Below are 19,456 nucleotides of genomic sequence, written 5' to 3'. Positions count from 1 at the left end.
CGATTGCTGCAATCACTTCTCAGATCATTTGGACGCGGTCTTGGTGTCCATGTTCACGACCTGGACGCGACGGTTGATCGGGTCGGCGCCGTTGGCGGTGTCCTTCAGCTTGGTCTTGCCATAGCCGACGGTGACAAGATCGTTGCCGCTAAGGCTGTAGTTCTGCACCAAATACTTCTTGATGGTGTCGGCGCGACGCTCGGAGAGGCCCTGATTGTATGCTTCGGTGCCGATCGCGTCGGTATGGCCGGCGACGACGAAGGTCGAGCCCTTCAGCGACGGGTCGGACAGCGCCTTGCCGAGCGCCTGCACCGACGGCACCGAGGTCTTGGCGATGTCGGCCGAGTTGTAGTCGAACTGAATCTCCAGATCGATGTTCGGCTTGGTCGCCGCGAGTTCGGCGATCTGATCTCGCTCGCCCATCGACAGCGAGCGGGTCTGCCGGTTGCGCACGGTGTTCAGGAAGCTCGCTTCCTTGGCCTGCGCCGTCGGATCGGCCTGCGGACCGACGGACAGGCCGCGGGTGATCGGCCTGGGCTTCAACGCATCCAGGATCTGGTTGGTGGAGACGTTGGTGTCGCCGGCGAAAGCCAGGCTCGCCGTCATCGACAGCGCGGCCGTGAGTGTCATCGCCTTCAGCCCAAAAAACTTATTGAAATGGGTCATCTTCGTATCCTCGCTGTGACGCCTGATGCCGATTTGATGCTGCAAGCATAGGGTAGGTTCAAAGGCTTGGATGTGATCCTCGTCACGTTGGGTGGCCAAGGGCCTCCGAGCCCATTTTAGTTGGCGCCCTGCGCAGATCGATCGTCGCAAAGCCGTCGCCGCATGGCCTGCTCGCGAACAAGAAATCGGCCAGATGCGCGCCTAGCAGACACCCTTCGTCAGACATCGCCAGGTGAGGGAGCCGAGTTCCATCCAGTGCCGAGGCCAAGTGACTATCAAGTCTATCGCAGCGGCCCGCCGGATCGGACTGTGTCTCTGAATCCCATGCCCATTTATATTGGCGCCGCGATGATTGCGGTGGCGATCCTGCTCTCGACGCTGATCACGGGGGTGACCTCCCGCTATGTCGGCCTCGAAGCTCCGACCGACGAGAGCATGTGGCTGGTCGATCGGCTCACCGGCAGCGTCTATCGCTGCCAGGCGGAGGGGCGCGGCAGGGCGTCCTGCGAGCCCGATATCGCCACCGGTAGCCTCAGTGACAGGCCCAGGGCGCCGAAGGACGGCCGCTGAGGCCGATTCCCTTCGCATTGCAGCAAGAAAATTATCTTCTCCGCGAAACGTTCTCGCCAGAGAATACGTATTGCGAATGCCGGCATGACGCCGGTTTCGTTTTACTTCAGGAGATATTTCGATGAAGACCTTGCTCACCGCCGCAGCCTTTGTCGCGTTCGCTTTTTCAGTTTCGCCCGCATCCGCCGCGATGATGGCGTGCACCAGCGATAACATGATGAAATCGACGGCCATGATGACCGGCCCGGCCGACACGCCCGCCAAGACGGCCGCGAACAAGGAAATGGCCATGGTCAACACCGACATGAGCATGGGCAAGATGAAGGGCGCCTGCATGCACTACATGAAGGCGCAGAAGGCGATGATGATGAAGTAGGCCTCGGCCCGCACCATCCAGCCGCGCTGTCAGCAGATGGCAGCGCGGCTTTTTCTTTGGCAGCCTGCTTCTTTCTCCCGGCGCGAATCTCGCTACATTGCCTTTCGCAATGTCCCGCGCACCAAAATCCCTTCCGCTCCCGACGACACAGGCCCGGCAGATCTGGCTGCGCGCCCAGCGGCTCGACACGCGCGCGCCGTTCGGGGAAGGCGCGCAGGCCGTGGCTGATGCGGTCTCCCATCTCGGCTATGTGCAGATCGACACCATCAACGTGATCGAGCGCTGCCATCACCACATCCTGTTCAGCCGTATCCCGTCCTACAGCCGCGCCGACCTGCGCCATGCCCAGAGCGTCGACAGGAGCGTGTTCGAATACTGGACCCATGCGCTGTCCTATGTGCCGTCGAACGATTTTCGCTTCTTCCTGCCGGCGATGCGCGAGCACAAGCGCGAGGGGCACAGATGGTATGCCTCGGTGACGCCGGGCGACACGCGCAAGGTGATGCGGCTGTTGCGGGCCGGCCCGCTGACGATCCGCGACATCGAGGACGACGTGCTCACCGAGAAGGAGCATCTGTGGCAGAGCCGAAAACCCTCGAAGCGCGCGCTCCAGCTTGCCTTCTACACCGGCGTCGCGACCATCAGCGCGCGCCAGGGCATGCTCAAGACCTATGATCTGATGACGCGGCATTTCGGCTGGGACAAGCTGCCGAAGCCGGCCTCGGCCAAGGAGATCACGGCCTATCTGCTCGACCGCGCGTTGCGCTCGCAAGGTGTCGTCAGCCTCGATTCGGTCTGCCATCTCGATGCGCCGAGCAAGAAGGCGGTGGCAAGCCTGATCGCCGCGCGCATTCGCCGCGGCGAGCTCATGCCGGTCGCGATCGAGGGCGCCGGCAAGCAGGAGCATTGGGCGCAGCCGTCCGCGCTGGAGCCGCATGAGGTGTCGCCGGATCTTGTCCACATCCTGTCGCCGTTCGATCCGCTGATCATCCAGCGCAAGCGCACCAATCTCATCTTCGGCTACAACCATCTGTTCGAGGCCTATGTGCCGAAGGCCAAGCGCAAGCTCGGCTATTTCGCGCTGCCCGTGCTGGTCGGCGACGAGATCGTCGCCGCGCTCGACCTCAAGACGGACCGGCAGGCCAAGAAGCTCTTGATGCAGAAATGGACCTGGCTCGGGCAGGCCAAGAAGATGGCGGGGCGCAAGGAGCTCAAGCAGAAGATCGAGGATGAGCTTGATCGCTTCGAGCGGTTTCAGCTCGCGGAGTAAAAAGTCAGGCCCGCACTTTACGGCCCCTTCTTGAGTTCGCCGCGCGAGCCTCGTGGTTCGCCTCCATGGACGGACACCACATGCGCATAACGGTCCAGCACGTCGTCGGCCGAATAGCCCGGGCGTCGCGCAAATTCCTGCCGCAAGCCCAGCCGCGCAGAGACCTTCAATCGTTCCGCCGTTGCGGTCGTCATCAGGGGGTCGAAGCCCAATTCCCGCAGGCCCTCCACCACGCCCTCCATTTCCACGGCGCGGCGCTCGGCATGCAGCACGTCGGAGCGGACGCACATGTCCAGGAACTTGCTGAACGTGGTGGCATCCATCGACGCGCAAAGCCCGCGCATGGTTTCCTCGCGCACGCCGGCGAGCGTTGCGGCGGTCAGGGCCTCGACCAGCAGCGCTTCCATGCCCTTCGTCACCACGCTCCGCAGCATCTTCACGGCCGCTGCTGTTCCAGCTTGTGGACCCGCCACCTCGATGCGAAAACCGAGTGGCTTGAAAATGTCTGAGAAGCGCTCGGCGCCGCTGCCGGACGCATAGAGCGGGACCGCGGCGCCATAGAGGTCGACCGAACCCATCAGATTCGTGTCCGCGAACACGCCGCCGCGCGCCTCGACGGCTTCGGCGACACGCCTTTTCGTTCGCGGGCTCGCGGCATTGATGTCCGCCACGAGACAGCCGGGACGTACGATTCTGGATATTGCCTCGCCGGTCTCGGCTGCAACCGCAACGACGACCGCGGAAAAGATCACGTCCGCGTCCGACAAATCGTCAAGTCGCTCGACCAGCGTGACGCCGCAACCGGCCGCCATCGCGCGAAAGGCTTGCGAGTAGGGCGGTGCATTCGTCTTGCCCTGACAGAACGCGACCATCGGCGCATCGGTCTGCGCCGCGAGATGCTTGGCAAAGCATTGTGCGGCCTCGCCAAATCCAACAAAGGCGACCTTGGGCTGAGGCATGGCTCTTCTCCGGAATCGTCCGATCGAGAGGATGGGATCTCCTCGTGCGGCTTTCAGCGTTGCCGCCATTGTGCCAAGTCCGGCGCCAGAGTCAATGAACCGGTTCATACGAGATTCGAGGGGCCTTTGTGCGAGCGATGGAAACTTCTACAATTTCTGTCAAAACCCTTGTCCCATATGATGAACCGGTTCATATAATCGGCATGTTGTCACAGCCACGCCGTTCGCAAACTGTAAAAGTCAAGGACGTGGCCCGAGAGGCCGGTGTCGCGGTCGGCACTGTATCCCGTGTGCTCAATGATCATCCTACGGTGGCCCGGGAGCTGCGCGAACGCGTCGAAAGGGCCATGGCGCATCTCGGCTATGAGGTCGATGTCACGGCGCAGAGCATGCGCGCGGGACGCTCGCGGCTCGTGGCCTGCGCGATTCGCGATTTCGACATCCCGCGCTTCGCGTTGTTCATCAAGGAGGCCGAGGCGGTTCTACGCGAGGCCGGATACACCTTGCTTCTGGCGAGCACGACCAACCGCCCCGAGGTCGAAATCGCCTTGCTGCGGGCCTTCCGTAGGCGCCGGGTGGATGGCGTGATGATGACGCTGAGCGACGAGGAGCACCGCGACGTGCGCGAAGCGCTGTCGGAGGCGCCGATGCCGGTCATGCTCATCGACCGCGATCGCATCGAGGCGCTCGATCGCGTCACGGCCGATCATCGCCAGGGCGCGCGGCTTGCGACGAGCCATCTGCTCGGCCTTGGGCATCGGCGGATTGCCATGCTCGTCGGCGACATCAAGGCCTTTCCGTCGCGAAGCCGCCTGGAGGGATTTCGCGCGGCGTGTTCGACGGCGGGCATCACGCCGGACCCGAGATTGTTGCGAGACAACGTGCTCTCGAGCGAAGACGCCTATCGGGCGACGGCGTCGCTCATGAGTCTCGCGAACCCCCCGACGGCGCTCTTCGTCGCGGCGATGGACATGCTCGGCGGCTGCCTGAGGGCCCTGCGGACGATGAGCATTGCCGTCGGTGACGGGATTTCGGTGGTGGCTGGCAGCGACTCCGACCTGGCCGAATTGCACACGCCGCCTATCACGGCGATCGAGTGGGATCTTGCGGCCATGGGCCGCCACGCTGCGACTATGCTGCTGGAGCGGATGCGCGGCGACGAGATTGAATGTGGCCGTGCTCTCACCGTGCCGACGGAGCTGATCATTCGCGGGTCGAGCCGGCCTGTTGCGAATTGAGTTTGCGACATCGAGGCAGGATCCGATCTTGGGCGAAGCTCGCGACACGGCTGTCGAGCCAGACGCCGGCCACGATTCCGATGAGGTAGGCGACCAAATTCCACAGCGAAAAGATTCGGCCCAACAGCAACGCACCCGCTGTGGTCAGCCGGAACGCATCGAGCCAGGGCGTATGCACCAGCCGCGAAAGCTCGACAACGATCGCAATCACCATCGCGATGGCCGCAAGCTGGCTCCGCGACAGCCGTGGTGCCAAAACTCCGACCAGCAAGAACACCATCGTCGCCCATAGCAGCGAGCCGCCGTACTTCACCACGAAGGCGGGGAGGCCGAGCGGGAAGCCGTACCAGCGTAGGGACAGGCCGCAGGCGATCACGATCAAAGCCAGGGCGGCGCGGAGCAGCATGCTCTGTCGCAGCGCAATGGTGTTGACCGGCTGCGCTCCGTGCATGGCTTCCATTGACTCTTTGCCCGTGATGCTGAAAACCGCCTTTTAGCTCACAAAAGCAACAAATCGGGGGGAAGCCATGAGCCAGACCACAACCTATACCGGTTCCGCGGGGGCCGAGAATATAAACAAGCCGGACATCGAGACTTCGACCATCCGCGCCATCTCCTGGCGCCTGATCCCGTTCCTGGTACTGGCCTATTTCTTCTCCTATCTCGACCGCGTCAATCTCGGCTTCGCCGCGCTGACCATGAACGCCGAGTTGAAGTTCACGCCGCTGATCTTCTCCTGGGGCGCCGGCATCTTCTTCATCGGCTATTTCATCTTCGAGGTGCCGAGCAATCTGGCGCTGGAGAAGTTCGGCGCCAGCCGCTGGATCGCCCGCATCATGGTGACGTGGGGCATCATCTCGGCACTGATGGCGCTGGTGAACGGCGTGACCAGCTTCTACGCCCTGCGCTTCCTGCTCGGCGTCGCGGAAGCCGGCTTCTTCCCCGGCATCATCCTCTATCTCACCTATTGGTACCCGGCCGAATATCGCGGCCGCTTCCTTGCGGCTTTCGCGATCGCCGTGCCGGTCTCGACCGTGATCGGCGCGCCGATCTCGGGCCTGCTGCTCGGGCTCGACGGCGCGATGGGTCTGAAGGGCTGGCAGTGGCTGTTCATTCTCGAGGGCATCCCCTCGGTGCTGCTCGGCATCGTCACCTGGTTCTATCTCACCGACAAGCCGGAGAAGGCGGACTGGCTCTCGGCCGAGCAGAAGGCCTGGCTGAAGGGCCGGCTCGATTCCGAGATCGCGGTCAAGCGCGCGGCGAAGCATATGACGCTCGGTGAAGCGCTGTCGTCGCCGAAGGTGATCACGTTGAGCCTGGTCTATTTCGGCTTCGTCGGCGCGCTCTATGGCATGCAGTTCTGGCTGCCGCAGATCGTCAAGGCGTTCGGGCTGAGCAACGCCCAGACCGGCTTCGTCACCGCGATCCCCTATCTGTTCGGGACGGTAGCCATGATCCTGTGGGCACGGCATTCGGACGCCACGCGCGAACGCGTGATGCATGTCGGTGCGCCAATGATCCTGATCGCGGTCGCGCTCGCCATCTCCAGCTACATCTCCGATCCCACCATGACGATGGTGGCGCTGACCTTCGCCGCGATCGGCGTGTTCTGCGTCTTCGGCGTGTTCTGGACCTTGCCGACCTCGTGGCTGTCGGGCACCGCGGCCGCCGGCGCCATCGCGCTGATCAACTCGATCGGCAATCTCGCCGGCTTCGGCGGACCCTATCTGATCGGCTGGGTCAAGGAAGCCACCGGCCAGACCTCGACGGGTCTGCTGGTGCTGGCCGTGCTGCCTCTGCTCGCCGGCATTCTGGTGTTCATCGGCGGCCACGAGACCAAGCACGAGTTCGCCGAACCGGGGCGGTAATTATCTCTCCGACCTAGCTAGCCCGGATTTCGCTGAAGCCAAATCCGGGCTACCGGCTAATCTGCGCCGGCGCCTTTCTGCGAACCGGCCAATCCGAGAAACACCAGCAGGGCGCGGCTGAGACGCAAAATGTCCTCGTCGTCGAGCCGTCCCACAAACTTTCCGATCTTGGACCTTGGCACGGTGGTAATTTTATCCACCATCAGGCGGGAGCGTACCCGTAGACCATTGCGTTCGGTCTGGTCGACCGGCAGGCGGAATAGCGGCGCTTCAATCTCGTTGGTCGTGAATGCACAGACCGTAACGGAGTTCGCTGTGTCGAAACCGTCATCCTGGACGATGACCACGGGACGCGGTTTTCCCGCATAGTCTTTGCCCCCCGCGAGTGTCCAGATCTCGCCCCGCTTCATTCGTCATTCAAAATGGAGACGGAATCGATGAAAGCCTGATCGTCATATTCCTGAGCGCTCGATGAGACCGCCAGTGACTGGCGATGGGCTTCCGCCTTGAAGGACGCTGAACGCACATCCGGAACCCAGATCTGGATCGGACGGAGCCCCTGCGCGCGCAGCCGCTCTCGATGCTCGCGGACCTTCGCTCGCGATGACTTTGGCTTGGAAGAGGACGGCACGGGTTCCTCCATTCGGTTACATGTAACCATATCAGGATAAGGGAGTTCCGCCAACCGCATGACTCCTTACCACCCCTTAACGATCACGCTTTTCTGATGACTGACGATTATTGACTTTTATCAGTGATTAGTCGACATTCCTCTCATTGCAGACGCAGGAGTGTCCTCCGATGTTCGTTCGGTCCGTTTTGTCCAGCTATTCCAGGCTCTTGGCAGGTGTGTCGCTGGCCCTGATGGCCGCTGCGCTGGCCGGGTGCAATGATACCGTGGCACAAAAAGCCGAGCCGCCGCGGCCGGTCCTGGTCGCAACCGCCCATTATGATGCCGAGACCCCGGAGCGCAGCTTCGTCGGCACCGTCAGGCCCCGGATCGAGAGCGATCTGGGCTTCCGCGTCGCCGGTAAGGTCGCAAAACGCCTCGTCGAGGTCGGCCAGACGGTCGAAGTCGGCCAGCCGCTCGCCACCCTCGATGAGGTTGACCTGAAACTCCAGGCCGAGCAGGCCGTCGCCGAGCAGACCGCGGCCACCGGCGTGCTGGCGCAGGCTGCCGCGGCCGAGCAGCGCGCCAAGGATCTGAAAGCCAAGGGCTGGACCACGGACGCAGCGATGGATTCGAGCCGCGCCGCCGCCGACGAAGCCCGTGCGCGCCTCGACCGCGCCGTCCGCTCGGTCGAGCTGACCAAGAATTCCCTCTCCTACGCGACGCTCAACGCCGACGCCCGTGGCGTCGTCACCGCAACGCTGATCGAGCCGGGCCAGGTGGTTGCCGCAGGCCAGACCTCGATCCGTGTCGCCCGCTTTGCCGAAAAGGAAGCGGTCGTCGCGATCCCTGAGACGCTGGTCGGACGTGCCAAGTCGGGCGCCGCCAGCGTCACTCTTTGGTCGGAGCCGGACAAGAAGTACACGGCGAAGCTGCGCGAGATCGCGCCCACCGCGGATTCCGCGACGCGCACCTATCTCGCGAAGTTCTCGCTGCCCGAGGCCGACGACAAGGTTTCGCTCGGCATGACCGCGACGCTGACGCTGTCGGACGCTGCTACCGAGCGTGTCGCGCGGCTGCCGCTGTCGGCGCTGTTCAACGAAGGCGGCAAGCCGTCCTTCTTCGTCGTCGACGACAATGGCGCGGTCACGCTGAAGCCGGTGGCGGTGAAGTCCTACGATAGTAACGACGTCGTCATCACCAGCGGTGTCGACGAGGGCGCCAAGATCGTCACGCTCGGCGTGCAGAAGCTCGATCCCGGCCAGAAGGTGCGGGTCGTGTCGTCACTGTCGTTCTAGAGATTACGAGTTACGTCGTGTGAGGTGAGTTTCGGCCTGTGCCCCTACGCAAAGGCTGAAGCGGCGAAGCGATCCAGAACCTGCCCAGCCCCCTGGATTGCTTCGCTGCCTCGCGACGACGCCTTGAACAGAGTGGCTGTCGTTTTTGGCAATTGGATCGTTTTTTCCGGAGAGTGCGATGAAGCGCTTCAATCTTTCGGCCTGGGCCGTCAGCCATCCGACGCTGGTCCTGTTCTTGATGCTCGTGCTCGGCGTCGCTGGCTTCTTCTCCTATCAGAAGCTCGGCCGCGCTGAGGATCCGTTCTTCACCGTGAAGGTGGTCAACGTCTCCGTGATGTGGCCGGGCGCGACCGCGCAGGAGATGCAGGCCCAGGTCGCCGACCCCATCGAGAAGAAGATTCAGGAGCTGCCCTACTTCGAGAAGGTGCAGACCTATTCCAAACCCGGCTTCACCGCGCTTCAGGTAACCTTCCGCGACTCCACGCCGCCCAAGGACGTGCCGTATCTGTTCTATCTGCTGCGCAAGAAGCTGGTCGACGTGCAGGGCCAGTTGCCCGCAGGCATTCTGGGACCCGTCGTCAATGACGAGTTCTCTGACGTCGATTCCATCCTCTACATGATGACCGGCGACGGTGCCGATTACGCCCAGCTCAAGAAGGTCTCCGAAGGTTTTCGTCAGCGCCTGCTCAAGGTGCCCGGCGTGACCAAGGTCGACGTCTACGGCAATCAGGACGAGCGCATCTTCGTCGAATTCTCGCACGCCAAGCTCGCCACCCTCGGCATCACGCCGCAGGCGCTGTTCGATTCGCTCGCCAAGCAGAACAACGTGACGCCGGCCGGTACGGTCGAAACCTCGTCGCAGCGCGTGCCACTGCGCGTCACCGGTGCGCTTGACGGCGCCAAGGCGGTGGCCGAGACCCCGGTCGAGAGCGACGGCCGCGTGTTCCGCCTCGGCGACATCGCCACCGTCACCCACGGCTATGTCGATCCTCCGAGCTTCGTCGTCCGCCAGGAAGGCAAGCCCGCGATCGGTATCGGCGTCGTCACCGCCAAGGGCGCCAACATCCTCGATCTCGGCAAGGAGGTCGAGAAGGCGACCGCGGAATTCATGAAGGCCGTGCCGCAGGGCGTCGACGTCAAGCTTATCGCCGATCAGCCCAAGGTGGTCGAGCACGCCGTCAGCGAGTTCGTGCATTCCTTCATGGAAGCGCTGGTGATCGTGCTGTTCGTGTCGTTCCTCGCGCTCGGCTGGCGCACCGGCATCGTGGTCGCGCTCTCGGTGCCGCTGGTGCTCGGCATCGTCTTCATCGTCATGAACACGATGTCGCTCGACCTGCACCGTATTACGCTCGGTGCGCTGATCATCGCGCTCGGCCTGCTCGTCGACGACGCCATCATCGCGGTCGAGATGATGGTGGTGAAGATGGAGCAGGGCTGGGACCGCATGCGCGCAGCGTCCTTTGCCTGGGAATCAACTGCGTTTCCGATGCTCACGGGAACGCTGGTCACGGCCGCTGGCTTCCTCCCCATCGGCTTTGCCAATTCCGCGGTCGGCGAATATGCCGGCAGCATCTTCTGGATCGTGGCGATCGCGCTGGTCGCCTCCTGGTTCGTAGCCGTGATCTTCACGCCCTATATCGGCGTCATGCTGCTGCCCAACATCAAGGTGCATCACAATCACGATCCGCACGCGGTCTACGAGACCCGCATGTACCGCGGCCTGCGCGCGATCGTGCAATGGTGCGTCAATCACCGCATCACCGTCGTGGTCGCGACCGTCGGCGTGTTCGTCGCCTCGATCGTTGGATTCGGCCACGTCCAGCAGCAGTTCTTCCCGCTGTCGGAGCGGCCTGAGCTGTTCCTCCAGCTGCGCCTGCCCGAAGGCACCGCCTTCAACGTCACCGAGAAGGCCGTGAAGAAGGCCGAGACGCTGCTCAAGGACGACAAGGATATCGAGACCTATACGTCCTATGTTGGCCAGGGTTCGCCGCGCTTCTGGCTCGGCCTCAATCCGCAACTGCCGAACGAGGCCTTTGCCGAGATCGTCATCGTCGCCAAGGGCGTCGAGGCGCGCGAGCGCGTCAAGGCCAAGATCGAGGGTGCTGTCGCCGACGGCACGCTGACGGAGGCCCGCGTGCGCGTCGATCGCTTCAATTTCGGTCCGCCGGTCGGTTTCCCCGTCCAGTTCCGCGTGATCGGTCCCGACGCCAACAAGGTGCGCGAGATCGCCTACCAGGTCCGCGATGTCATGCGCGAGAACAAGAACGTCAAGGACGTCCAGCTCGACTGGAACGAGCAGTCACCTTACCTCAAGCTCGTGGTCGACCAGGATCGCGCCCGCGCCATGGGCCTGACCCCGCAGGACGTCTCGCAGGCGCTGTCCATGCTGATCTCCGGCGCGCAGGTGACGACCGTGCGCGACGGCATCGAGAAGGTCGGCGTGGTTGCGCGAGCGATCCCGTCCGAGCGTCTCGATCTCGGCGGCGTCGGCGATCTCACCATCACCTCGCGCAATGGCGTCGCCGTACCGCTGCAGCAGATTGCCAAGATCGAATATGCCCACGAGGAGCCGATCCTGTGGCGGCGCAACCGCGACATGGCGATCACCGTGCGCTCCGACGTCGTCGACGGCGTGCAGGCGCCCGACGTCACCGGCCAGATCGCGCCGAAGCTGCAAGCCATCAAGGACCAGCTTGAGCCGGCCTACCGGATCGAGCCGGGCGGGGCGTTCGAGGAGTCCGCCAAGGGCAATGCCTCGATCTTCATCCTCTTCCCGCTGATGGTCATGGTGATGCTGACGCTGTTGATGATCCAGCTGCAGAGCTTCTCGCGCCTGATCCTGGTGTTTTTGACCGCACCGCTCGGCATCGTCGGCGCCTCGTTGGGGCTCAACGTCGCCAACGCGCCGTTCGGCTTCGTGGCGCTGCTCGGCCTGATCGCGCTCGCCGGCATGATCATGCGCAACGCGGTCATCCTGGTGGACCAGATCGAGACCGACGTTTCTCATGGCTTGACTCGCCGAGAGGCGATCGTGGAGGCGACCGTCCGCCGCGCCCGTCCAGTGGTGCTGACGGCGCTCGCCGCCATCCTCGCCATGATCCCGCTGTCGCGCTCGGCATTCTGGGGCCCGATGGCGATCACGATCATGGGCGGCCTGTTCGTCGCGACCTTCCTGACGCTGCTGTATCTGCCGGGCCTCTATGCCCTGTGGTTCAGAAAGAGCCTGGACGAGGCCGGCACCCCCGAGCAGCCTGCCGCGCCGCAGCATGGGAGCGATGACCAGGAAGCAATTCCGCTTGCTGAAGCGGCTGAATAAATGAGAAGACTACCGACAGACGAGTCCTGACAGATGACACTGGTTGCGGAACATATCGAGGGCGACACCCGGGATCGTATTCTCGAGGTGGCTGAGCGGCTGTTCCGCGTGATCGGCTACCAGAAGACCACGGTCGGGGACATCGCCAAAGAGCTCCGGATGAGCCCCGCCAACGTCTATCGCTTCTTCGAATCGAAGAAGGCGATCCACCAGGCGGTGGCGCGGAGCTTGATGGGTGAGGTCGAGCTGGAGGCGCAGCGGATCGTGGCGAGGCCCGGTCCGGTGCTCGAGCGCTTCCGCGAGCTGCTCACCACCATCAACCGCATGAACACCGAGCGCTATGTCGGCGACTCCAAGCTGCATGAGATGGTCGAGATCGCGATGCAGGAGGACTGGGACGTCTGCGTCACCCATATGGAGTGCATTGCCGGCTTCATCGGTCAGATGATCGCCCAGGGCGCCGCCACCGGTGAGTTCGAGGCGCCGGACCTGCAGCTGGCGTCGCTCTGCGCCTGCACCGCCATGATGCGCTTCTTCCACCCCCAGATGATCGCCCAGTGCGCCACCAAGCCTGGCCCGAGCATCGACCAGATGATCGATTTCGTCATCGCGGGTCTGTCGCCGCGCCACTGACAGGGCGCTGGAATTCCTCCTATAAGTGGATCTGCCGCCCCCGCGAGACGATGGCGGGCAAGGACGGATCAACAATCTCCGTCATTGCGAGCGCAGCGAAGCAATCCAGTCTGCGTCCTGCGGATGGATTCTGGATTGCTTCGCTGCGCTCGCAATGACGATCAGGGGAAGCCAGCGTGACCGACAAAGACCTGTACTTCTACGAGCCCTCCAAGGGCCACGGCCTCAAGCACGATCCCTTCAACGCCATCATCGCGCCGCGGCCGATCGGCTGGATCTCCTCGCGCGACGGCAAGGGCCACGTCAATCTGGCGCCCTACAGCTTCTTCAACGCCTTCTGCTACGTGCCGCCGATCATCGGCTTCTCCTCCACCAACTGGAAGGACTCGGTCGAGAACATCCAGCAGACCGGCGAATTCGTCTGGAATCTCGCTACGATGGATCTCGCCAAGCACATGAACGCGACCGCCGCGCATGTTGCGCCCGAGGTCGACGAGTTCGAGATCGCAGGCCTCACCGCCGTGCCGGGCAAGCTCGTCAACGTGCCGCGCGTGGCTGAGAGCCCCGTCGCTTTCGAGTGCAAGGTGTCTGACGTCGTCCGCCTCAAGGGCGCCGATGGCAGGGAGGCCGACGCCTGGCTGACGCTGGGCGAGGTCGTCGCCGTCCATATCGACAAGGCCATGATCAAGGACGGCGTCTACCAGACCGCCGCCGCCCGCCCGATCGTGCGCGCCGGCCGCCGCGGCGATTACTTCGAGATCAAGCCGGAAAACATGTTCGAGATGGTCCGGCCGGACTGATCCAGGCTACTGCTCGTCCCACCTATTCCGTCCCCGGAACCGCCCCCACGCCCCTGCCGTTATGGTCCGGGTGGCCGCCCGGCCGCGTCAATTCGCTTCTTTTTGGGCGCGAAGTGTTCACTTCCGCCGGCCACTTTCCGCTAAAATGCCCTGTAACCGCGCCGTTGCATGAGGTCCGCCATGAGCTTCCGCCGCGACACCCTGACAAAACCGATCTTCTCCTGGGCGCGCGGCGTGCTGCCGGCGATGTCCGATACCGAGCGCGAGGCGCTGGAGGCCGGTGACGTCTGGTGGGACGCCGATCTCTTCACCGGCAATCCCGACTGGTCGAAGCTGCTGAGGATTCCGCAGGCAACGCTGACGGACGAGGAGCGGGCTTTCCTCAACGGTCCCGTCGACGAGCTCTGCGCCATGCTCGACGAGTGGAAGATTTTTTGGGAATGGCGTGACCTGCCGCAGGAGGCATGGGCCTTCATCAAGCGCGAGAAATTCTTCGGCATGATCATCCCGAAGGAATTTGGCGGCCTCGGCTTCTCGCCCTATGCCCATTCGGAAGTGGTGCGGAAAATCTCGACCCGCTCGATCGCCGCCGCCGTCACGGTGATGGTGCCGAACTCGCTCGGCCCCGGCGAGCTCCTGATGCGCTTCGGCACAAGGGAGCAGCAGGAGCGCTGGCTGCCGCGCCTCGCGGATGGTCGCGACATTCCCTGCTTTGGCCTCACCAGTCCGGAGGCCGGCTCCGATGCCGCCTCGATGGTCGACACCGGCATCATCTGCAAGGGCTTCTTCGAGGGGCAGGAGGTCTTGGGCCTGAAGCTCAACTGGCACAAGCGCTACATCACGCTTGGTCCCGTCGCGACGCTGCTGGGTCTCGCCTTCAAGGCCTACGATCCCGATCATCTCGTCGGCGATCAGGAAGAGCTCGGTATCAGCGTGGCACTGATCCCGACCAATCTGCCCGGCGTCGAGATCGGCCACCGCCATCTGCCGTCGATGCAGGTGTTCCAGAATGGCCCGAACCGGGGCCGCGATGTCTTCATCCCGCTCGACTATGTCATCGGCGGTGAGGCACGGCTCGGGCACGGCTGGAAAATGCTGATGACCGCGCTCGCCGCCGGTCGCGGCATTTCGCTGCCGTCGCTCTCAGCGGCCGGCGCCGCCTACGCGGCGCGCACCACCGGCGCCTACGCCCGCATCCGCGAGCAATTCGGCATCTCCATCTCAAAATTCGAAGGCGTCGAGGAGCCGCTTGCGCGTATCGTCGCCACCGCTTATCAGCTCGACGCGGCGCGGCGAATGACCTGCGCTGCGCTCAACGCCGGCGTGCATCCCGCCGTGATCTCCGGCATCATGAAGCTGCACGCGACCGAGCGGATGCGCGTTGCGGTCGACGACGCCATGGACATCCACGGCGGCAAGGCCGTGATCGACGGTCCGCAGAACTATCTCGGCAATCTCCACCGCGCCGTGCCGGTCGGCATCACGGTCGAGGGCGCCAACATCCTCACCCGCAATCTCATCGTGTTCGGGCAGGGTGCGATCCGCGCCCATCCCTATCTGCTCGACGAGATGAATGCGCTCGCCGATACCGATCGCGAGCGCGGTCTCGCCGCGTTCGACAAGGCGTTCTGGAAGCATGTCGGCCATAGCTTCCGGACGCTGTTCCGCGCCTTCGGTCGAAGCTGGACCTTTGGCGCCTTTGCGCTTGCGCCTGATGCAGGCGACGCCACGCCGTTCTATCGCCAGCTATCGCGCTACTCCGCGGCGTTCGCGCTCTGCGCCGACATGGCGCTGCTGACGCTCGGCGGTGCGCTGAAGCGCAAGGAGATGCTGTCGGCGCGATTCGGCGACATCCTCTCCGAACTGTACCTGCTCTCTGCCGCGCTAAAGCGCTGGCAGGACGAGGGCCGGCAGAAGGAAGACTTTGCCGCGCTGGAATGGTGCATGACGACCGGATTCCGGACGATCGAGAACCGGCTCGCCGAAATCCTCGCCAACCTGCCGAACCGCTTCGTCGCAGTGATTCTCAAGCTCGTGGTCCAGCCCTTCGGTGCCCGCGTGCTCGGCCCGTCCGACCGCGTCGTGCACCAATGCGCAAGCCTCGTGCTGGAGCCCACGGCCGCACGCGAGCGTCTCACGCCGGATCTCGCCCATGTCGACGACGACAGCGGCTTCGCCCGGCTGGAGCGCGCATTCAAGCTGGTGACGAGCACCGACGCCATCGTCAAGCGCATGCGCGCTGCGCGTATCCGCGACGCCAAGGACGCCGTCGCCAAGGGCGTGATCACGCAGGCCGAAGGCGAGCAGGTCGCGGCCGCTCATGAAGCCGTCACAAAAGTCATCGAGGTCGACGATTTTGCGCCGGAGGCGCTGTCGCCGATTTACAAGAAAACCGGCGGCGTGCATCAGTTCTTCCAGGAACTCGGTGAACAGAGGGCGGCGAGCTGATGGCACGACCGGTATTCATCGTCGACGGCAGCAGGACGCCGTTTTTAAAGGCGCGCTCGGGGCCCGGCCCGTTCACGCCGGTTGATCTTGCCGTGCAATGCGGCCGGCCGCTGCTGGCGCGCCAGCCGTTCTCGCCCACGACTTTCGACCAGGTCATCCTCGGCTGCGTCAACGTGATCGCGGACGAGATGAACCCGGCTCGTGTCGCAGCACTTCGGCTCGGCATGGGTGAGGACATGGTCGCCTTCACCATGCAGATCAATTGCGGCTCCGGCATGCAGTCGATCGACACCGCCTACCGCTACATCCGCGAGGGCCACGCCGACATGATTTTGGCGGGCGGCACCGAGGCGCTGAGCCACGCGCCGCTGGTCTGGCCGAACTCCGGCGTGCGATGGTTTGCCGGTCTTGCCACGGCGAAAGGCATTGCCGCGAAGGCCGCCGCTGCCTTCAAGCTGCGTCCGCGCTATCTCAAGCCGATCATCGGCCTCGAGCGTGGGCTGACCGATCCCATCACCGAATTGAACATGGGCCAGACCGCCGAGGTCGTCGGCCATCTCTTCGGCATCACCCGCGCACAGTCGGATGCCTATGCGGCCGAGAGCCATCGACGCCTTGCACACGCGCAGGCCGAAGGCTTTCTGAAGGGCGAGGTCGAGACCGCCTTCTCCCGCGACGGAAAATTCTTCGACCATGATGACGGCGTGCGTCCGGACTCGACAGCCGAGACGCTGGCAAAACTCAGGCCGGTGTTCGAACGTCCCTGGGGCCAGGTCACCGCGGGCAATTCCTCGCAGATCACCGATGGCGCCTCGTGGGTGATCCTCGCCTCCGACGCCGCCGTCGCAAAGCACGGACTGAGGCCGAAGGCTGCGATCGTCGATAGCAACTGGGCCGCGCTTGATCCGAGCATCATGGGGCTCGGCCCCGTGATGTCGGCGACGCCGCTGCTCCAGCGCAACAACCTCACAATCCAGGACGTCGAGACCTGGGAATTGAACGAGGCCTTCGCAACGCAGGTGCTCGGCTGTCTCGCCGCCTGGAACGACGACAAATTCTGCCGCGAGATTTTGGGCCTCGACGGTGCCGCCGGCGAGATCGATCGTGAGAAGCTCAACGTCGATGGCGGCGCGATCTCGCTCGGCCATCCCGTCGGCACCTCTGGCAACCGCATCGTGCTGCACCTCGTCAACGCCATGAAGCGGCTGGGAACGCGACGCGGGATTGCCACCGAATGCATCGGCGGCGGGCTCGGCGGTGCCATGCTGATCGAGGCGGTGTGACCATGGATTCGAAGATCATGACCGCGCTCGGCGACCGCGTGCTGACGCTCGGACCTCAGCCCGCGGCTGATAGTCCGTACAAGAACTTCAAGCTGACGCGCGACGCCGACGGCGTTGCCTGGCTGCTGTTCGATCGCGCTGATGCCAGCGCCAACACGCTGTCCGCCGAGGTGATGGAAGAGTTCGACGCCGTGCTCGCCGCGATCGAGACCGAACGTCCCGCCGGTCTCGTGATCCGCTCGGCAAAACCGTCGGGCTTCATCGCGGGCGCCGACGTCAACGAATTCCGTGGCGCCAGCGATTCCGCGATGGTCGAGACCCGCATCCACGCCGCGCATGCGGTGGTCGATCATCTGGAGGCGCTTAAGCTGCCGACGGTCGCGGTCATCCACGGCTTCTGCCTCGGCGGCGGGCTCGAGGTCGCGCTGGCCTGCCAGTCGCGCATCGCCATCGACGGCGCGCGCTTCGGCTTCCCGGAGGTGATGCTGGGCCTGCATCCCGGCCTCGGCGGCACCGCGCGCTTCACCGCGCTGGTCAATCCGACCCAGTCGATGGCGCTGATGCTGACCGGCCGCACCATCGATGCGCGCCGCGCCAAAGTGCTCGGTCTCGTCGACACCGTGACGCAGGAGCGCCATGTCCATAACGCGGTGAAGGACGCGCTGTTTGGCCGGCTGAAGAAGGCGCGTCCGAACCTCCTTGCGCGGGCTGCCAATTTCGGACCGGCGCGTGGGCTGCTGGCAAAGCGTATGCGTCGCGAGGCGGCGAAGGCCGCGCCCCGCGAGCATTATCCGGCGCCTTATGCGCTGATCGATCTCTGGGAGACCCATGGCGGCAGCAAGTCCGCGATGCTGAGGGCGGAGCAGGCCTCGTTCGCCAAGCTGATGGTGACGCCGACCGCGCAGAATTTGATACGCGCGTTCTTCCTGCGCGAGCAGATGAAGAAGGCGGCGGGCAGCGGCAACACGGTCAAGCACGTCCATGTCATCGGCGCCGGCGCCATGGGCGGCGATATCGCGGCCTGGTGCGCGGGGCAGGGGCTTCGCGTCTCGCTCGCCGACATGAAGGCTGAGCCGATCGCAGGTGCGGTCAAGCGCGCTGCCGAGCTCTACGGCAAGATCATCCGCAAGCCGACCGAGGTCCGCGACGCGCTCGATCGCCTGATCCCGGACATGGACGGCGAGGGCGTCCGCAATGCGGACCTCGTCATCGAGGCGGTGCCGGAAAAGCTCGAGCTCAAGCAGAAGGTCTATGCCGGCCTCGAGCCGAAGATGAAGCCGGGCGCGATTCTCGCCACCAACACCTCGAGCATTCCGCTTCAGGATCTGCGCACCACGTTGTCGCGGCCGGAGCGGCTCGTCGGCCTGCACTTCTTCAATCCGGTGTCGCGGCTGCAGCTCGTCGAGGTCGTCAGCCATGACGGCAACGACGCGGAAGTCCGCAAAGAAGCGCTCGCCTTCGTCGGCGCAATTGACCGGCTGCCGCTGTCGGTGAAGAGTTCGCCGGGCTTCCTCGTCAACCGCGCGCTGACGCCCTACATGCTGGAAGCGATGGTGATGCTGGACGAGAAGATCGACCAGCGCCTGATCGATGCTGCCGCGGAACAGTTCGGCATGCCGATGGGGCCGATCGAGCTGGCCGACCAGGTTGGCCTCGACATCTGTCTCGACGTCGGCGACATGCTGCGCACCAGGTTCGGCGATCTCCTGCCGCCGACGCCGGCATGGCTGCGCGAGAAGGTTGCTAAGGGCGAACTCGGCCGCAAGACCGGCAAGGGGTTTTATACCTGGAAGGACGGCAAGGCGGAGAAGACGCCATTGCCCGAGACCGGTCCGCGCGTCACCGACCAGATGATCGACCGCCTGGTGCTGCCGATGTCCAACGTCTGCGTCGCGTGCCTGCGCGAAGGCATCGTCGACGATCCCGATGCGGTCGACGGCGCCATGATCTTCGGCACGGGTTATGCGCCGTTCCGCGGCGGGCCGCTGAACTATGCGCGTGCACGTGGCGTGGAGAATGTCGTATCCACCATGCGCGCGCTGGCCGAACGATTCGGCGAACGCTTCGCGCCCGACCCGGGCTGGGACAATTTCAAGTGAGCAGATGTCACGCGAGAGAAGC

General features: G+C 64.1%; 17 protein-coding genes. 12 read left to right on the top strand and 5 right to left on the bottom strand.

The annotated features are described in order from the left end of the window. Window positions 1-24 precede the first annotated feature (24 nt). On the bottom strand, window positions 25-666 hold the full coding sequence (locus ABIC09_RS25810; protein ID WP_354033763.1) for an OmpA family protein: 642 nt from the start codon (window positions 664-666) through the stop codon (window positions 25-27). A 324-nt stretch (window positions 667-990) separates the two neighbouring features. Between ABIC09_RS25810 and ABIC09_RS25805 the strand changes: the two genes are divergently transcribed. From ABIC09_RS25805 to ABIC09_RS25795, 3 genes are all read left to right on the top strand, one after another. Continuing rightward, entirely contained in the window at window positions 991-1,236 is a 246-nt protein-coding gene (locus tag ABIC09_RS25805; protein ID WP_148755568.1) for a hypothetical protein, read from the top strand. Window positions 1,237-1,357: 121 nt separating this feature from the next. Continuing rightward, entirely contained in the window at window positions 1,358-1,612 is a 255-nt protein-coding gene (locus ABIC09_RS25800; protein ID WP_148755569.1) for a hypothetical protein, read from the top strand. 109 nt (window positions 1,613-1,721) lie between these two features. Continuing rightward, complete coding sequence (locus tag ABIC09_RS25795) at window positions 1,722-2,882, top strand: winged helix-turn-helix domain-containing protein (RefSeq protein ID WP_354111019.1); 1,161 nt, start codon at window positions 1,722-1,724, stop codon at window positions 2,880-2,882. Between the two features lie 17 nt (window positions 2,883-2,899). Here ABIC09_RS25795 and ABIC09_RS25790 read toward each other — a convergent pair whose 3' ends face one another. After that, complete coding sequence (locus tag ABIC09_RS25790; RefSeq protein WP_148755571.1) at window positions 2,900-3,841, bottom strand: NAD(P)-dependent oxidoreductase; 942 nt, start codon at window positions 3,839-3,841, stop codon at window positions 2,900-2,902. A gap of 203 nt (window positions 3,842-4,044) precedes the next feature. Here ABIC09_RS25790 and ABIC09_RS25785 point away from each other — a divergent pair, with 203 nt between their 5' ends. After that, window positions 4,045-5,079 (top strand): LacI family DNA-binding transcriptional regulator, encoded by a 1,035-nt coding sequence (locus tag ABIC09_RS25785; protein WP_354033813.1) that lies wholly within the window; start codon window positions 4,045-4,047, stop codon window positions 5,077-5,079. Here the strand turns inward: ABIC09_RS25785 and ABIC09_RS25780 are convergent. Further along, window positions 5,045-5,530, bottom strand: coding sequence for a ribosomal maturation YjgA family protein (locus ABIC09_RS25780; RefSeq protein ID WP_354111018.1), 486 nt, complete (start codon window positions 5,528-5,530; stop codon window positions 5,045-5,047). The genes ABIC09_RS25785 and ABIC09_RS25780 overlap by 35 nt on opposite strands. Before the next feature lie 76 nt (window positions 5,531-5,606). Here ABIC09_RS25780 and ABIC09_RS25775 point away from each other — a divergent pair, with 76 nt between their 5' ends. Further along, a complete protein-coding gene (locus ABIC09_RS25775) occupies window positions 5,607-6,947 on the top strand; it encodes an MFS transporter (protein WP_354111017.1) in 1,341 nt (446 codons plus the stop codon). A gap of 56 nt (window positions 6,948-7,003) precedes the next feature. On the opposite strand, the gene ABIC09_RS25770 is transcribed toward ABIC09_RS25775, so the two are convergent. Both ABIC09_RS25770 and ABIC09_RS25765 read right to left on the bottom strand, forming a co-directional pair. Beyond that, window positions 7,004-7,357, bottom strand: coding sequence for a type II toxin-antitoxin system PemK/MazF family toxin (locus ABIC09_RS25770; protein ID WP_354111016.1), 354 nt, complete (start codon window positions 7,355-7,357; stop codon window positions 7,004-7,006). After that, window positions 7,354-7,632 carry an antitoxin MazE family protein gene (locus ABIC09_RS25765; RefSeq protein ID WP_354084865.1) on the bottom strand — a complete coding sequence of 93 codons (279 nt, stop codon included), beginning with the start codon at window positions 7,630-7,632 and terminating at the stop codon, window positions 7,354-7,356. Before ABIC09_RS25765 ends, ABIC09_RS25770 begins: the two co-directional genes overlap by 4 nt. A gap of 116 nt (window positions 7,633-7,748) precedes the next feature. Between ABIC09_RS25765 and ABIC09_RS25760 the strand changes: the two genes are divergently transcribed. From ABIC09_RS25760 to ABIC09_RS25730, 7 genes are all read left to right on the top strand, one after another. Next, complete coding sequence (locus ABIC09_RS25760) at window positions 7,749-8,855, top strand: efflux RND transporter periplasmic adaptor subunit (RefSeq protein ID WP_148755575.1); 1,107 nt, start codon at window positions 7,749-7,751, stop codon at window positions 8,853-8,855. Window positions 8,856-9,033: 178 nt separating this feature from the next. Beyond that, on the top strand, window positions 9,034-12,171 hold the full coding sequence (locus tag ABIC09_RS25755; protein WP_354084864.1) for an efflux RND transporter permease subunit: 3,138 nt from the start codon (window positions 9,034-9,036) through the stop codon (window positions 12,169-12,171). A gap of 33 nt (window positions 12,172-12,204) precedes the next feature. Continuing rightward, the gene (locus tag ABIC09_RS25750; RefSeq protein WP_354084863.1) at window positions 12,205-12,804 is read left to right on the top strand and encodes a TetR/AcrR family transcriptional regulator; all 600 of its coding nucleotides are present in this window, start codon (window positions 12,205-12,207) and stop codon (window positions 12,802-12,804) included. 176 nt (window positions 12,805-12,980) lie between these two features. Beyond that, window positions 12,981-13,604 carry a flavin reductase family protein gene (locus tag ABIC09_RS25745; RefSeq protein ID WP_354111015.1) on the top strand — a complete coding sequence of 208 codons (624 nt, stop codon included), beginning with the start codon at window positions 12,981-12,983 and terminating at the stop codon, window positions 13,602-13,604. A 180-nt stretch (window positions 13,605-13,784) separates the two neighbouring features. Beyond that, window positions 13,785-16,052, top strand: a complete 2,268-nt coding sequence (locus ABIC09_RS25740; protein ID WP_354111014.1) for an acyl-CoA dehydrogenase — start codon at window positions 13,785-13,787, stop codon at window positions 16,050-16,052. Continuing rightward, window positions 16,052-17,335 (top strand): acetyl-CoA C-acetyltransferase, encoded by a 1,284-nt coding sequence (locus ABIC09_RS25735; RefSeq protein ID WP_354033755.1) that lies wholly within the window; start codon window positions 16,052-16,054, stop codon window positions 17,333-17,335. Before ABIC09_RS25740 ends, ABIC09_RS25735 begins: the two co-directional genes overlap by 1 nt. A 2-nt stretch (window positions 17,336-17,337) precedes the next feature. Next, the gene (locus tag ABIC09_RS25730) at window positions 17,338-19,434 is read left to right on the top strand and encodes a 3-hydroxyacyl-CoA dehydrogenase NAD-binding domain-containing protein (RefSeq protein ID WP_354111013.1); all 2,097 of its coding nucleotides are present in this window, start codon (window positions 17,338-17,340) and stop codon (window positions 19,432-19,434) included. Window positions 19,435-19,456 lie beyond the last annotated feature (22 nt).

It is taken from the genome of Bradyrhizobium sp. S3.12.5 (assembly GCF_040548225.1).
GTDB lineage: Bacteria > Pseudomonadota > Alphaproteobacteria > Rhizobiales > Xanthobacteraceae > Bradyrhizobium > Bradyrhizobium cytisi.
This window is presented reverse-complemented; position numbering and strand designations above follow the sequence as displayed.

Excerpts from the sequence above, each read along its gene's own strand:
- ABIC09_RS25810 (WP_354033763.1), bottom strand. The coding sequence starts at position 666 with ATGACCCATTTCAATAAGTTTTTTGGGCTGAAGGCGATGACACTCACG.
- ABIC09_RS25805 (WP_148755568.1), top strand. The coding sequence starts at position 991 with ATGCCCATTTATATTGGCGCCGCGATGATTGCGGTGGCGATCCTGCTC.
- ABIC09_RS25800 (WP_148755569.1), top strand. The coding sequence starts at position 1,358 with ATGAAGACCTTGCTCACCGCCGCAGCCTTTGTCGCGTTCGCTTTTTCA.
- ABIC09_RS25795 (WP_354111019.1), top strand. The coding sequence starts at position 1,722 with ATGTCCCGCGCACCAAAATCCCTTCCGCTCCCGACGACACAGGCCCGG.
- ABIC09_RS25790 (WP_148755571.1), bottom strand. The coding sequence starts at position 3,841 with ATGCCTCAGCCCAAGGTCGCCTTTGTTGGATTTGGCGAGGCCGCACAA.
- ABIC09_RS25785 (WP_354033813.1), top strand. The coding sequence starts at position 4,045 with ATGTTGTCACAGCCACGCCGTTCGCAAACTGTAAAAGTCAAGGACGTG.
- ABIC09_RS25780 (WP_354111018.1), bottom strand. The coding sequence starts at position 5,530 with ATGCACGGAGCGCAGCCGGTCAACACCATTGCGCTGCGACAGAGCATG.
- ABIC09_RS25775 (WP_354111017.1), top strand. The coding sequence starts at position 5,607 with ATGAGCCAGACCACAACCTATACCGGTTCCGCGGGGGCCGAGAATATA.
- ABIC09_RS25770 (WP_354111016.1), bottom strand. The coding sequence starts at position 7,357 with ATGAAGCGGGGCGAGATCTGGACACTCGCGGGGGGCAAAGACTATGCG.
- ABIC09_RS25760 (WP_148755575.1), top strand. The coding sequence starts at position 7,749 with ATGTTCGTTCGGTCCGTTTTGTCCAGCTATTCCAGGCTCTTGGCAGGT.
- ABIC09_RS25755 (WP_354084864.1), top strand. The coding sequence starts at position 9,034 with ATGAAGCGCTTCAATCTTTCGGCCTGGGCCGTCAGCCATCCGACGCTG.
- ABIC09_RS25750 (WP_354084863.1), top strand. The coding sequence starts at position 12,205 with ATGACACTGGTTGCGGAACATATCGAGGGCGACACCCGGGATCGTATT.
- ABIC09_RS25740 (WP_354111014.1), top strand. The coding sequence starts at position 13,785 with ATGAGCTTCCGCCGCGACACCCTGACAAAACCGATCTTCTCCTGGGCG.
- ABIC09_RS25735 (WP_354033755.1), top strand. The coding sequence starts at position 16,052 with ATGGCACGACCGGTATTCATCGTCGACGGCAGCAGGACGCCGTTTTTA.
- ABIC09_RS25730 (WP_354111013.1), top strand. The coding sequence starts at position 17,338 with ATGGATTCGAAGATCATGACCGCGCTCGGCGACCGCGTGCTGACGCTC.